At 33.9% G+C, this 14,206-nt stretch carries 15 protein-coding genes; 5 read left to right on the top strand and 10 right to left on the bottom strand.

All coding sequences use genetic code 11. The features are described 5' to 3' along the window. The first annotated feature begins 43 nt into the window (after positions 1 to 43). Positions 44 to 439 carry a hypothetical protein gene (locus JJQ60_RS19490; protein WP_201924080.1) on the top strand — a complete coding sequence of 132 codons (396 nt, stop codon included), beginning with the start codon at positions 44 to 46 and terminating at the stop codon, positions 437 to 439. Positions 440 to 567: 128 nt separating this feature from the next. Here the strand turns inward: JJQ60_RS19490 and JJQ60_RS19485 are convergent, their stop codons facing one another. From JJQ60_RS19485 to rpmH, 3 genes are all read right to left on the bottom strand, one after another. Then, positions 568 to 915, bottom strand: a complete 348-nt coding sequence (locus JJQ60_RS19485; protein WP_201924078.1) for a T9SS type A sorting domain-containing protein — start codon at positions 913 to 915, stop codon at positions 568 to 570. A gap of 108 nt (positions 916 to 1,023) precedes the next feature. Next, complete coding sequence (gene carB, locus JJQ60_RS19480; protein ID WP_201924076.1) at positions 1,024 to 3,876, bottom strand: carbamoyl-phosphate synthase large subunit; 2,853 nt, start codon at positions 3,874 to 3,876, stop codon at positions 1,024 to 1,026. 104 nt (positions 3,877 to 3,980) lie between these two features. After that, positions 3,981 to 4,139, bottom strand: a complete 159-nt coding sequence (gene rpmH, locus JJQ60_RS19475; RefSeq protein WP_073314535.1) for a 50S ribosomal protein L34 — start codon at positions 4,137 to 4,139, stop codon at positions 3,981 to 3,983. Between the two features lie 172 nt (positions 4,140 to 4,311). On the opposite strand from rpmH, the gene JJQ60_RS19470 reads away from it, so the two are divergent. Together JJQ60_RS19470 and JJQ60_RS19465 are read left to right on the top strand one after the other, a co-directional pair. Continuing rightward, entirely contained in the window at positions 4,312 to 4,827 is a 516-nt protein-coding gene (locus JJQ60_RS19470) for a tetratricopeptide repeat protein (protein ID WP_201924067.1), read from the top strand. A gap of 150 nt (positions 4,828 to 4,977) precedes the next feature. Then, positions 4,978 to 5,841 carry a TlpA family protein disulfide reductase gene (locus JJQ60_RS19465; RefSeq protein ID WP_201924065.1) on the top strand — a complete coding sequence of 288 codons (864 nt, stop codon included), beginning with the start codon at positions 4,978 to 4,980 and terminating at the stop codon, positions 5,839 to 5,841. A 4-nt stretch (positions 5,842 to 5,845) separates the two neighbouring features. On the opposite strand, the gene JJQ60_RS19460 is transcribed toward JJQ60_RS19465, so the two are convergent. The 3 genes from JJQ60_RS19460 to JJQ60_RS19450 form a co-directional block, all read right to left on the bottom strand. Next, entirely contained in the window at positions 5,846 to 6,214 is a 369-nt protein-coding gene (locus JJQ60_RS19460) for a sulfite exporter TauE/SafE family protein (RefSeq protein ID WP_201924064.1), read from the bottom strand. A 62-nt stretch (positions 6,215 to 6,276) separates the two neighbouring features. Next, a complete protein-coding gene (locus JJQ60_RS19455) occupies positions 6,277 to 7,224 on the bottom strand; it encodes a lytic transglycosylase domain-containing protein (protein WP_201924063.1) in 948 nt (315 codons plus the stop codon). A gap of 60 nt (positions 7,225 to 7,284) precedes the next feature. Continuing rightward, positions 7,285 to 7,956, bottom strand: a complete 672-nt coding sequence (locus tag JJQ60_RS19450) for an alpha/beta hydrolase family protein (RefSeq protein ID WP_201924062.1) — start codon at positions 7,954 to 7,956, stop codon at positions 7,285 to 7,287. A gap of 280 nt (positions 7,957 to 8,236) precedes the next feature. Between JJQ60_RS19450 and JJQ60_RS19445 the strand changes: the two genes are divergently transcribed. Continuing rightward, positions 8,237 to 8,539, top strand: a complete 303-nt coding sequence (locus JJQ60_RS19445; protein ID WP_201924107.1) for an N-acetyltransferase — start codon at positions 8,237 to 8,239, stop codon at positions 8,537 to 8,539. A 68-nt stretch (positions 8,540 to 8,607) separates the two neighbouring features. Here the strand turns inward: JJQ60_RS19445 and mtaB are convergent, their stop codons facing one another. Continuing rightward, positions 8,608 to 9,918: a tRNA (N(6)-L-threonylcarbamoyladenosine(37)-C(2))-methylthiotransferase MtaB gene (gene mtaB, locus JJQ60_RS19440; protein ID WP_201924061.1), complete on the bottom strand. Its 1,311-nt coding sequence runs from the start codon at positions 9,916 to 9,918 to the stop codon at positions 8,608 to 8,610. Positions 9,919 to 9,978: 60 nt separating this feature from the next. On the opposite strand from mtaB, the gene JJQ60_RS19435 reads away from it, so the two are divergent. Next, positions 9,979 to 11,673 (top strand): ABC transporter substrate-binding protein, encoded by a 1,695-nt coding sequence (locus tag JJQ60_RS19435; protein WP_201924060.1) that lies wholly within the window; start codon positions 9,979 to 9,981, stop codon positions 11,671 to 11,673. An 84-nt stretch (positions 11,674 to 11,757) separates the two neighbouring features. Here JJQ60_RS19435 and JJQ60_RS19430 read toward each other — a convergent pair whose 3' ends face one another. The 3 genes from JJQ60_RS19430 to JJQ60_RS19420 all read right to left on the bottom strand — a co-directional run bounded on the left by JJQ60_RS19430 (position 11,758) and on the right by JJQ60_RS19420 (position 14,190). Continuing rightward, positions 11,758 to 12,939, bottom strand: coding sequence for a GlmU family protein (locus JJQ60_RS19430; protein ID WP_201924059.1), 1,182 nt, complete (start codon positions 12,937 to 12,939; stop codon positions 11,758 to 11,760). Between the two features lie 370 nt (positions 12,940 to 13,309). Next, the gene (locus JJQ60_RS19425) at positions 13,310 to 13,561 is read right to left on the bottom strand and encodes a type B 50S ribosomal protein L31 (protein WP_025741669.1); all 252 of its coding nucleotides are present in this window, start codon (positions 13,559 to 13,561) and stop codon (positions 13,310 to 13,312) included. A gap of 164 nt (positions 13,562 to 13,725) precedes the next feature. Then, entirely contained in the window at positions 13,726 to 14,190 is a 465-nt protein-coding gene (locus tag JJQ60_RS19420; RefSeq protein WP_201924058.1) for a hypothetical protein, read from the bottom strand. Positions 14,191 to 14,206: the final 16 nt, after the last annotated feature.

Here is a 14,206-nt window from a genome sequence, read left to right as displayed (position 1 = left end):
AATACATACAAATTTGTATATTAGAGTACCAAAACCCCATGCTATGAAAAATATAAATGTAATCCTTTTAGCATTGCTTGTTATTGTTGTAAATTCTGGTTGTAGTAGCAGTGATGACACAGTGCCTAACACAGATGGAGGTACCCCACCACCTGCTGCAAACCCAATACCTGGTAAAACATCAACCTATAATGCTGATGTACAACCTATTTTTGAAGCTCACTGTGTAGAGTGTCATGGTAATCCTCCAACACAAGGAGCACCGGTAGCATTAAGTACATATCAGGAAATTATAATCGCTATTAACCAAGAATGGGATGTATTTGGTAGAGTCTCTACTACTAGTCCTTTACGCGTGATGCCTCAATCGGGTAGATTACCCCAGGAAACTGTAGATATTATTTTGGATTGGCAAGCTGACGGGCTTTTAGAAGAATAAGCACTGTGCAGTTAGACCATATCCTTAGATGATAAAAAACAAAAATACTTACTTACTGACCGATATATAGAATCACCTTTGTGGGTAAAACCCTATTCTCGAAACGTATTTCTTCTAAATTTGAAGTATTATTTAGTATTAACGCGATCTTGTCCTTTATAAAATCGTTTAATGGCCGTGTTATTGCCAGCATATACTTTTACAATGTAAAACCCTTCTCTAAGACCAGACACATCAATTTCTCTATCAAGATGTAATTTTTGCCTTACCCTTATATGGCCAGCTTGATCCACTATTTTGATTTCGATCAATTGATTAGGCACATTAGTTTCAATACTTATAAAATGAGAAGTGACCGAAGGTTTAATTTCAAAAGAAAACAATTCGTCATTCAAATCATTCACAGGTTTTTTATCATTCGGATACACCAAAAATAATCCGACAAAAAACAAAACAGATAGTAGTACATTTTTCATAGCTTTTTTATTTTAATATACTACTAATTAAGCAATTACACCGTTAACAAAAGCACAAAAGAGCATCGATTTGATGCTCTTTTGTAAAACTTTATGAGTTGTTTATACCTATTTACTCAAATACATTTTACGTCTAGAGTATAGGTCATAAAACTGATCATCTTTAAGATCTTTGATAAATAAGATACTTTCTCCAGTACTCTTCATCTCTGGTCCTAGTTTCTTATTTACATTCGGAAACTTATTAAACGAAAATACAGGCTGCTTGATCGCGTATCCATCTAAATGTGGTTTAAAGTCAAAATCAGTAACTTTTTTCTCACCCAACATCACCTTTGTTGCATAGTTTACATATGGTTCTCCGTAAGCTTTAGCTATAAACGGAACCGTTCTTGATGCTCTTGGGTTAGCCTCTATAATATATACTACATCATCTTTTATCGCAAACTGTATGTTAATGAGTCCTACTGTATTTAGTGCGAGTGCAATTTTACGGGTATGGTCTTTAATTTGTTGCATCACAAACTCTCCCAAATTGAATGCAGGTAAGGTAGCATTAGAGTCTCCAGAGTGAATTCCACAAGGCTCTATGTGCTCCATAATACCAATGATATATACATTCTCTCCATCACATATTGCATCTGCTTCGGCTTCTATAGCACCATCCAGATAATGATCCAAGAGTAATTTATTATTCGGTATTTTACGTAATAGATCAACAACATGTTCTTCTAGCTCTTGTTTATTGATCACAATCTTCATTCCCTGCCCTCCTAATACATAAGATGGTCTTACCAGGATTGGAAAATCTAATCGATCTGCTACTTCTAATGCTTCATCAGCAGTTTCAGCCGTATCAAACTCAGGGTAAGGTATATTATTTTCTTTCAGAAGTTTAGAGAAACTACCTCTATCTTCAGCTAAATCCAGGGACTGGAAACTGGTTCCAATAATCTTAACCCCATAACGATCTAACTTTTCTGCAAGTTTTAATGCCGTCTGCCCACCAAGTTGAACGATAACACCTTCGGGCTTTTCGTGCCTAATGATATCATAAATATGCTCCCAGAACACAGGCTCAAAGTATAATTTGTCTGCTGTATCAAAATCTGTAGAAACTGTTTCAGGATTACAATTAATCATGATGGTTTCGTATCCACACTCTGCAGACGCCAAAACACCATGTACACAACAATAATCAAACTCGATCCCCTGTCCTATTCGGTTGGGTCCAGAACCTAAGACAACGATTTTCTTTTTATCGCTTACTTCGCTTTCATTAGCCACAGATACAATTCCGTCTGGAGTTTCTATTTCGGCTTCAAAAGTAGAGTAGAAATAAGGAGTCTCAGCTTTAAACTCTGCGGCACACGTATCTACTAACTTATATACTCTATTGATTCCTAACTCATCTCTTTTCTTATGCACTTCACTTTCATAACACCCTACCATATGTGCTATTTGTCTATCGGCAAATCCTTTTTGTTTTGCTTCCAGAATCAAATCTTTAGTAAGTGATTGTATGGTATAGGTTGAGATTTCTTTTTCAAGGTTATGTAATTCTTCATATTGTTTTAAGAACCACATATCTATTTTAGTAATCTCGTGTATCCTGCTCAATGGAATTCCCATTTGAATAGCATCATAAATTACAAATACTCTATCCCAGCTGGCATAGGTAAGCTTTTCTATGATTTGATCATAGTTTTTATATCCTTTACCATCTGCACCCAGTCCGTTTCTTTTGATTTCTAAGGATTGTGTGGCTTTATGTAGGGCCTCCTGGAAAGATCTTCCAATTGCCATTACTTCTCCCACTGCTTTCATTTGTAACCCAAGGGTTCTGTCTGATCCTTCAAATTTATCAAAGTTCCAGCGTGGTATTTTTACGATAACATAATCTAATGTCGGTTCAAATAATGCCGAAGTAGATTTGGTAATCTGGTTATCTAGCTCATCTAAATTATATCCTATAGCAAGTTTTGCCGCTATCTTTGCAATTGGATATCCTGTTGCTTTTGATGCCAATGCCGAGGATCTGGATACACGTGGATTTATTTCGATAGCAATAATGTCTTCGTTTTCGTCAGGGCTTACAGCAAACTGTACATTACATCCTCCTGCAAACTCTCCTATACTTCTCATCATATGAATGGCCATATCACGCATTCGTTGATATGTTTTATCACTAAGTGTCATTGCAGGTGCCACAGTAATAGAATCTCCGGTGTGAATCCCCATCGGATCCATATTTTCTATCGCACAAATAATCACTACATTATCATTAGCATCTCTAAGGAGTTCTAATTCATATTCTTTCCACCCTATTAATGCTTTATCGATCATTACTTCATGAATAGGAGAAGTTTCCAATCCTCGAGTAAGTAATTCATCAAAATCTTCTTCTTTATACACAAAGGATGCTCCGGCCCCTCCTAACGTATAAGAAGCTCTTATCACTAATGGAAAACCAAACTCTTGAGCGATTTCTTTTCCTTTCAGATATGATCCTGCAGTAGCTTGCGGTGCCATACCCACCCCAATCTTAAGCATTAATTCTCTAAATTGCTCTCTATCTTCAGTAATATTTATAGCATCAATGTCTACTCCAATAATTTCTACATCAAAATCTTTCCAGATTCCTTTTTCATCGGCCTCAATACAAAGGTTTAATGCAGTTTGCCCTCCCATAGTAGGTAACACAGCATCAATCTGAGGATGTTCTTTCAGGATTTCGATAATTGATTTTGTATTCAAAGGTTTAAGATATACATGATCTGCCATCGACGGATCCGTCATAATAGTAGCTGGATTAGAATTGATTAGAATCGTTTCGATTCCATCTTCTCTCAATGAACGTAATGCTTGTGACCCAGAATAATCAAATTCACAAGCTTGTCCAATAATAATCGGTCCGGACCCAATAATCAGTATACTCTTAAGTTCTTCTCTTTTTGGCATGTAATTAAAATTGTGTTGTGTATAATAGTTATTTTGCTAATAGATATAAAAAAAGGCGCTACCTATAAAGTAACACCTTTAATATTTTAAACTGCACATTACCATTAGTGCTTATGTCTTAATTCTGAAGAAACAGATAACTTCTTTCTACCTTTTGCTCTTCTACGAGCCAATACCTTTCTACCATTTACAGAAGCCATACGCTCTCTGAAACCGTGTTTGTTTTTTCTCTTTCTCTTTGATGGTTGAAACGTTCTTTTCATTGCTATCTATCTTTATAATATCTTCTTCGTATATCTTTAATTTACTTTTGAGCATATCTCCTCAAAACTGCGGGCAAATATACGAAGAGTTTTTACTTTGACAAACCTAAATATCAAAATATTTTTAATTGTTTTTATTACCTTTGCCGCGACTTAATAATTAAAGAAATCAATGTACAACAAAAATATAAAACTAGTAATCGCCGCAATGCTTATTGGAGCGGCTGTATGGCAAATAATTGAAGGATATATAGGTAACGGAATAATGATCATTTTGCTGGCATTGATATTTGTTTTTCTTTATTTTAAAAATGAATTCATTCTTCTTGCATTCTTACGACTACGTAAACAAGATTTTGACGGTGCTAAAAAATGGTTAAACAAAATCAAGAATCCAGAAAGTGCACTTACCACAAAACAGCAAGGATATTATAATTATCTTCTAGGTATCATGTTATCTCAAACCAACATTACTCAAGCCGAAAAATACCTTAAAAAAGCAATTAAGCTAGGACTATCAATGAATCAAGATCTTGCCGTAGCCAAACTAAATCTTGCCGGTATTGCAATGACAAAACGCCGTAAAAGAGAGGCACAAACGTTGCTAACCGAAGCAAAAAAATTGGACAAGCATGGTATGCTAAAAGATCAAATTACCATGATGAAACAACAAATGAAGAAAATTTAGGCATACTAATTGTGTAAGATTTTACGTTAACTAAGAGGTTTTTATTAAGAAAACATATAAAAACTGCTAGGGTAGAATTTTAAAGTTTTACAAACAAAAAATGCTTTTTTGGCTACTTTATACTACATTAGCTATCGTAATTAATTTGTAATGAAGAAATTATTAATACTAGGAATACTCTTTTCATATTTTAGCAACGTTGTTGCACAAGAAGAACGAAGAATACCATTCTCTACTGCTATATCAGCTCATATCGTAAAGTACAATCAAAAAATGGACGCCGTTTATAGAGAAAACGACATGGAACGCGCTCAGTTTTTGTTCGATTCACTGGTTACCAATCACCTCAATGGAACCTATATGGATAACTTTACCGTTAATACCATTAAAGAAGAGCCTGTAGCATTTGAAGATTATGAAAAACCACTATTCCTTATAACTTATGCAGCATGGTGTGTTCCTGGTGTTGGTGAAATCCCGGCATTAAATGACCTTGCTGATAGATTTCATGATCAGATTGATTTTATAGTTTTATTTTGGGATACCAAAGAAAATCTAAAGTCTAAAAGCAATGAATATAGCCAAAATATCAAGCTAGTATATGTGGATGAGAAAACCAATCAGGATTCTCATATCGTAAATAAGCTAAAACATGCACTTGGATTTCCGATGATGTATTTTATGGATGAAGAAAGAAAAGTTCTAAATATTCAAAAAGTAGAAACACATCATTCTAGCGAGACAATAAGCAATTCATATAATATACATTTCAACTCTTTATCGAAAGGAGTTTCATTAATTATTGCCGACCTTGATGCCAGAGGTTTATTAGCGGATGATGTAGAGGCTCCAGAGGAGGAAGAAGAAAATACTTCTAAAAAAAGAAGGAACAAAAAAGAGGAAAGAGATGCTGATGGCCGTACCGAAGAAGAGCGTAGAATTGATGAGGAATACGAAAAGTATAAAAAAGAAAAAGACTCACTAAAAAAACGCCGTCGCAGAAGAGGTAATTAATCTATTACCGCCCAAATATCATTTTTATAGCTACTAATAGCAGTACCCCTCCAAAAATCTTTTTAAGCAGGGCTTGATTGATAGAGATTGCTAATTTACTCCCTAAATACCCGCCAATAATAAACGTTACGGCTATTATTGCGGCATATTTCCAGTTAACATATCCTTCTTGATAATAGTTATACGCGGCTAATAATGTTACAGGAACCGCCAACACAGCTAAGCTGGTACCTTGTGCCTCATGTTGGGAAAAATTTACCCATAATATCATTAAAGGAATCATAACTACACTCCCTCCAATTCCAAGGGTGCCACTAAAAAAACCTGCTAATAGACCTATAAGTATAAGCGAAATAAGCACAGACGTATTCATACTACTATAAAATAAGCAGCTAACTTAATCAATTATCTTCGAAATATTAGATAAAAAGAGGCTTATTGTCCTACTCCTGTTTTGTAGTATCCTTCTCTTGGTATTTTGATAAGATATTCTTTACCTGTGGTATTGTTTAAATGAGGCTCTCTAAGCCATGGATTATGAAGCTTCAAGATTTTATAATTGATATCATATTGCTTTGCAAATTCAGTAAAATCCGCAATAGGCTCATCAACTAATACATTAAATGTAGGGATATGTTTATATAAATCCTCAGTATTGAAATTGAATCCATATTGTTTAGGATTACTTAAAATCTCTTTTACAGCGACAATTCTAAATACATATCTTCCTGTTTCTTCACCTAACAATAAATCATAATATGTAGTCACATTTTGTTTTTCAAGCCTTCTGTTAATTCCTGCTCTGCCTGCGTTATAAGATGCAGCAGCAAGGGTCCAAGATCCAAATTTTTCTTTTGCTTTCTTAAGATATTTACATGCTACTCGTGTAGATTTCTCAATATGATAGCGCTCGTCTATGTTTTGGTTTACTTCAAGACCATATTCTTTTGCTGTACCTTTAAGTATTTGCCAAAACCCAGTTGCTCTCGCCGGTGAAACAGCTTGAGTTAAACTACTCTCTATCACAGCTAGATATTTAAAATCATCTGGCACGCCTTCTTCTTTTAGAATTGGCTCTATAATAGGAAAAAATTTATTAGCTCTTTTAAAAAGCAACAGACCATTGGATTGCCAGTACGTATTTACCAACAATTCTCGATCCATTCTTTCTCTAATATCAGGATTTTCGATCGGAACAAGCTCTCCAGCAAAATTAAGATTATCGGGCATAGGTATAGCATAGACATTATAGTCGTTAACTAACTTCTGCTCGAGCACTTCTTGTGCTACCGGTTTTTGTATATCATCTTGGGTAGCATTTACCAAAATGCCAAAAGTGAATAGCACGCCTAAAAAGACTAAAATTTTCCTGATCATTTTCATACTAAGTAGGTTTTATTGGGGAATAAAATATTGTTTTACAATATAACGTAAAAAGTTAGACTAATGCAAGTTATCCTTAATTATTTCAGGTAAATGTTTATTAAACCATCGGTATCGATTTACAATCATTACATGGGTTCCCTGATCCACTGTTATACAATTTTTAATGTTAGAAATAGGAAAAACGATGTCTTTATTCCCATGGATATGTATAATTCCTTCTGGAGTTTTTTCTTGATCCCAACACACCATGTTCTCAATAGCCCAATCCAAATACATTTTATGATTTATAGACAAATAACGCTGATACATAGCTGCTCTTTTCTTCGCAAAATCACCGAAAGCAAGTTTTTCCCAGTTATCAATTCTAGAAACGATTGAAGTTGGCAATAGCTTATAAGCCTTGGTTTTACGGGCAATTTTCATACGTTTTGGCAATTCGTGCTTGTTTTTAACACTAGAAATGATTATTAGTTTCTTTAAAACCAAGTACTTACTCATTTCTTGCACCATAACTCCTCCAAATGAAACACCGATTAAAACACAGTTTTCATGTTTAATTTCTTCACACATCCTTTTTGCATAATCACCCATAGATTCTTTCTTGTTAGGGATCTTCCAGGGAATCAAGTGGCACTCAAATTCGTTTTCAGGGAGTTTTATATGTTCAAAAATAGATACATCGGCAGCCATACCAGGGATAAAGTAAACATGAGTAACTTGCTGCGTCATAGGTATTTTAACAGTGGATTTAAAATTTAAACCTCTAATTTTCTTATCTTTGCATCTCAAAATTATAGTATTCCTTATTAAAAAAAAGGAAATATTGTATTATTTTTTTGTAAAAAGGGAATTTTGAACTAACAAATCTTAGTTAGTAACATAGGATTATATGCAGGAAAGGGCAATATATCTTTTTCGGTAAAAAGTTACAACTATGGTTAGAAATAAGAGAGGGTAACACCTCTTATTTATGATTTAAAACCTCATAATTTTAAAAAATATGGAGAACATGAGTGATGTTGAATTAGAAATTATCGATAATGAATTTCTAAGACAATTTGAAACCACAATTGAAGGTCAAAAAGCAAAGATCGAATACGCTCAACAGGAAAGAAAAATTTTCCTCACAAAACTGATCATGAGCGATGAGCATTTAGAAAAAGGTTATGAAGAAGATTTTATTGTCGCTGTGTTTAATCTGATTCAAGATCGTAATATTAGATTAGTACCCACAAGTCCAATTATTGCAAAGTTTATGCGAAAAAATAGGCGAAAATACAAAGATTTATTACCCGTAGGGATAAACATATAGTTTTTGAAAAAACATACATAAAAAAAGACCGGCAAAAATGCTGGTCTTTTTTTATGCATATACCTTCTTTATATAAATTCAAACCTTACTATACCATCATCATCAATCTCAGTTAATCGCACCGTATTCAATGTGTTTATATACGATGGATTCCAAGGCATTTTTACCTTCACATAATTTTCAGTAAAGCCATGAATATACCCTTCTTTATTCTCTGATTCGAATAAAACTGTTCTTTCTGTCCCTAATTGACTTTCATAAAATGCTCTTCGCTTCTTTGCCGACAAGCCTCTAAGCATTTTACTTCTCTTTTTACGAATATCTAACGGAACCACACCTTCTAAATCAACGGCAACAGTATTATCTCTTTCAGAATATGTAAATACATGAAGGTACGAGATATCTAATGCTGATAAGAAATTATACGTATCCAGAAAATGATCATCTGTTTCTCCAGGAAAACCAACAATTACATCTACACCAATACAAGCATGAGGCATAACTTCCTTAATCTTTTTAACCCTATCGACATATAAATCACTAAGATACCTTCGTCGCATTAGTTTAAGGATTTCATCATTACCCGATTGCAAAGGAATATGAAAATGAGGCACAAAGGTTCTAGAACCTGCCACAAAATCTATGGTTTCATTTTTTAACAAGTTTGGCTCTATAGATGAAATTCGTAACCGCTCAATACCCTCAACAGCATCCAATGCTTGTACAAGTTCGTAAAATGTATGTTCATGTTTCTTATTTCCAAACTCACCCTTACCATAATCCCCTATATTAACACCAGTAAGCACAATTTCCTTGATTCCTTTTTCTGAAATCTCTTTTGCATTTTTAAGTACATTCTCTAAAGTATCACTTCTGGATATTCCTCTTGCCAAAGGAATTGTACAATAGGTACACTTATAATCACACCCATCCTGAACCTTTAAAAAAGCTCGGGTACGATCACCAATAGAATAGCTTCCTACATAAAAATCTGCTTCTTCAATTTCACAAGAATGCACCTCGCCAAAATCATTTTTAGACAGATCGTTAATATAATCGGTAATTTTAAATTTTTCGGTAGCTCCTAAGACCAAATCGACACCATCTACAGCAGCAAGCTCCTCGGGTTTTAATTGTGCATAACATCCAACTGCAGCCACAAAAGCATCTTGATTTATTTTTTGTGCTTGCTTAACTATAGTTTTAAATCTTTTATCTGCATTTTCGGTAACAGAACAAGTATTGATAACATAAATATCTGCATTTTCAGAAAAGTCTACACGATCAAAGCCTTCATCCTTAAAGTTTCTGGCAATTGTAGAGGTTTCTGAAAAATTCAGTTTACAACCTAATGTATAAAAAGCAACTTTTTTTCTCATAAAACTACATGTCATTTCGCCAAAGGCGGAAATCTCTTTATATTTACGCTTATTGCATCTATGATAGAATACTTAAGTATAAATTTAGAGGGTGCAAATATACCAACAATAATCCGTTTACTAAAATTGAAACTCAATCATTACCTATTTATAATTCGCTATTTAGCAATCGTTTATATTAGCTTTTCGCTTTTGTCATGCAAAAACTCTTCGAAAGAAGATAGAGATCATTTAGTATTCCGGTATAATCAATACGACAATATCAGTTCACTTGATCCAGCCTTTGCCAGAAACCCAGCAAATATTTGGTCTACCAACCAATTGTTTAACGGTCTTGTGCAGTTTGATGATTCGTTGCGGGTACAACCAGACATAGCTAAAAAATGGGAAATTTCTGAAGATGGGCTTATATATACGTTTACCCTAAGGGATGATGTATACTTTCATAAACACAGTCAATTCAAAACCCAGGATAGCACAAGGCATGTAATTGCTTCAGATTTCACCTACAGTTTTGATCGTTTAATAGACCCTGAAGTTGCTTCTCCGGGTAATTGGGTTCTTAAAAACGTGAAGTCGTATCAAGCCATTAATGACAGTGTTTTTGAAATTAACCTCAAAAAACCTTTTCCTGCCTTTTTAGGACTAATGAGCATGCGTTATTGCTCTGTTATTCCTAAAGAAGTAGTTGAATTTTATGGAAATCAATTTAGATCTAATCCCATAGGTACCGGGCCTTTTAAATTTAAGTTATGGGAAGAAAACATTAAGTTGGTGTTGCGCAAAAATGAACTGTATTTTGAAAAAGATGAAAATGGAAAACCACTGCCTTATCTCGAAGCTGTTGCCATAACTTTTTTACCAGAAAAACAAAGTGAATTTTTACAATTCGCTAAAGGAAATATTGATTTTTTAAACAGTCTTGATGCTTCATATAAAGATGAACTTCTTACTCCCAGTGGAAAATTAAGAGAAAAATATAAAGACCGCATCACCATCTCTAAAGGCCCTTATCTAAATTCTGAATATCTTGGTTTTTATCTGGATAGCGAAAAAAATGAGATTCAATCTATTTTATTAAGGCAGGCTGTTAATTATGGGTTCGACCGTGTAAAAATGATCACCTATCTAAAAAACGGAATTGGCACACCTGCCATACATGGTTTTATACCCAAAGGGCTTCCGGGATTCAACAATATTAAAGGATACGAATATAACCCTGAAAAAGCCCGAAAGCTGGTCAAAAAATATATAGAAGAAACTGGTAACAAAACCCCTACAATTACCATTACCACAGACAGCAACTACTTAAGTTTGTGCGAGTTTATACAAAGAGAATTAGAGAAAATAGGGTTACAAATCGTAGTCGATGTATTACCACCATCAACTATTAGAGAACAAAAGTGGAGTGGCAAACTAGATACATTTAGAGCCAGTTGGATTGCAGATTACCCGGATGCAGAAAATTTCTTATCGCCATACTACAGCAAAAACCATACTCCAAATGGTCCGAATTACACACATTTTAAGAATGATCTTTTTGATCAATTATACGAAGAAAGTTTTTTGATTACAGACACAAAGTTACGAGAGCAACTCTACTCAAAAATGGATTCAATAGTTATTGCTAACGCACCAATTGTTCCGCTGTATTATGATCAAATAACACACTTTACTCAAAAAAACGTAAAAGGAATGACCATGAATCCGCAAAATTTCTTAGTTCTTAAAAGAGTGTGGAAAGAAAAGAAATAACATCTCATATTTTATTAACATTAAAGAATCTAAAAACGCCATCTAAATTAGATGGCGTTTTTTTTACATTTTCAAAACCAAAATTTAAGAGTCATAACCTTTACGCCAAGATTTAGTATCTTCAAAAACATGCTCTAAAATTTTCCCATCTTGTTCGGTAAATTCAATATCTCTTCTTGACATTACTACTTTAGCTACTTCAAAAGCTTTTTTAGTTAAATACGTTGTAAAACCACCGCTACCACCCCAACTATAGCTAGGTATAAAATTACGAGGAAAACCACTACCAAAGATATTTGCATTAACCCCTACGACAGTGCCCGTATTAAACATAGTATTGATCCCACATTTAGAGTGATCTCCCATCATTAAACCGCAGAACTGTAGTCCTGTTTTTGCAAAACCTTCGGTTTCATAACTCCAAAGCCTAACCGGAGCATAATTGTTTTTTAGGTTTGATGTATTTGTATCTGCACCCAGGTTGCACCATTCTCCCAATACCGAATTCCCAATAAATCCATCATGACCTTTATTGGAGTATCCAAAAATTACACAATTAGTAACCTCTCCTCCTACTTTAGAATATGGCCCTATCGTTGTACCTCCATAAATTTTGGCTCCCATTTTTACGGTCGCTTGGTCACAAAGAGCAAATGGCCCCCTTATGATACTTCCTTCCATAATCTCTGCATTTTTCCCTATATAAATAGGACCATTAGATGCATTTAGGGTTGTAAATTCAAGTTTTGCTCCTTCTTCAAGAAAGATATTCTCAGGAGCAATTATATTATTATTCTTAGGTATAGGTAAACTCTTTCTATCATGAGTTAGCAACTCAAAATCATCATTAATGGCTTTTTCATTTTTTGAAAAGATATCCCAGGTATTCTTAACTGTCAATACATCTATATCTAATGATATGATTTCGTAAGTATCAAAATCTACCTCTTGCTCTTCAAGAACGTAGAACGCAACGGGTTGATCCTTATCAAATATAGCCTGATTAGGTTTTAAATCAACTACCATGGTAGCCAAATCTTTAGAAGGCAGATAAGATGCGTTGATCATTATATTCTCTTCTAATTCTACCATTGGGTATTTCTCGCTTAAATATTCTTCGGTTACCGTAGATGTAGTATATCCAAGGTGCTTTTCCCACTTTTCGCGTATGGTCAAAATTCCAATTCTAATTTCGGCAACAGGCCTGGTATACGTAAACGGTAGCAATGCATCTCGTGAAGCACCATCAAAAAGAATGTAATTCATGCTTTGATTCTAAATAATTAATAGTTGAACCTGTTGTGCATCTTTATATTTTTTAATCCAAAATCCGTCAATTCGAGTACTTCGACTTTAGGAGAAGTATATCGAGAATAGGGTTTTGGGGATTAAAAAAGCTTTTCTCGATACATTTTGTCTCCATTTTGTTATGACAAAAACACTCGAAATGACGCTTTTTTTAATCTGTAATCTCAAAATGCACCACGGTTTATTTCAAAACAAAAATAAAACCCTCGATGTTAAATCAAGAGGAATTATTAAATTATTTCGAAACTTTTGATAATTAACATTAATGATAGATCACAAAAAAAGCCTTTCCAAACAGAAAGGCTTTTGTATATATTGTAGTACTAAATTACTTTTTGAACTTAGCGTATTTGTTTTTGAACTTGTCAATACGTCCAGCTGTATCGATAAGTTTAGACTTACCGGTATAGAATGGATGAGACGTTCTTGAAATTTCTAATTTTACTAGCGGATACTCTACGCCATCAACTTCAAGAGTTTCCTTAGTATTCGCCGTAGATTTAGTTAAAAAAACTTCATCATTAGACATATCTTTAAACGCTACTAATCTATAATTTTCTGGGTGAATATCTTTTCTCATTATATTAATCTTTTCTTTTTTCGAGCTGCAAATTTACAACTATTTTATTAAATGCAAAACATTTTTTAAAATAAAGTAAAGAAACTCGAATTCATTTTTTAAACCTAAAATATAGTCTAGAAAATAGTGATTCTTAAAGCATTGCTTACGACACCATTTGATCCTTAATTAGTTGCTTGTTCTTTCTGACTTACCCAATCTTCAATAGCACACCAAAGGCTACCTAAGTCACAACCAGCAGATGAACTCTTACCTAAACTATTTCTTATTTCTATTCTTAAATATTCATACTGATCCGCAATACGTCTAAACTCTTCACCAGTCATGTTCATCGCCTCAAGTTGGTAATATAAATCCAAAAAGGCTTGTGATTGTTCTCCTAAAAACTCCTCAAATAAATCCTGATTAACAGATTCACTAGAAGTGTCTGTGGCAGTTTTTTGGTATCTAGATTTCATAAATTGTTGAAATTTACCTGTTTCAATAGCACTTTTATTAAACTCAATGATTGTTTGTTTCACTAAAAGTTCTTTTTCTTCCTGTGACATTTGAAGAGACTCATCATCTTTGGTACATGAGGTGATCCCAATAAAAGAAAAAATAAGCGTAAAAAGTAGTAGTTTTTTCATAAACCAATGATTTTGT

Origin of the sequence: Aquimarina mytili (assembly GCF_016735115.1) — a bacterium.
GTDB classification, from domain to species: Bacteria; Bacteroidota; Bacteroidia; order Flavobacteriales; family Flavobacteriaceae; genus Aquimarina; species Aquimarina mytili.
This window is presented reverse-complemented; position numbering and strand designations above follow the sequence as displayed.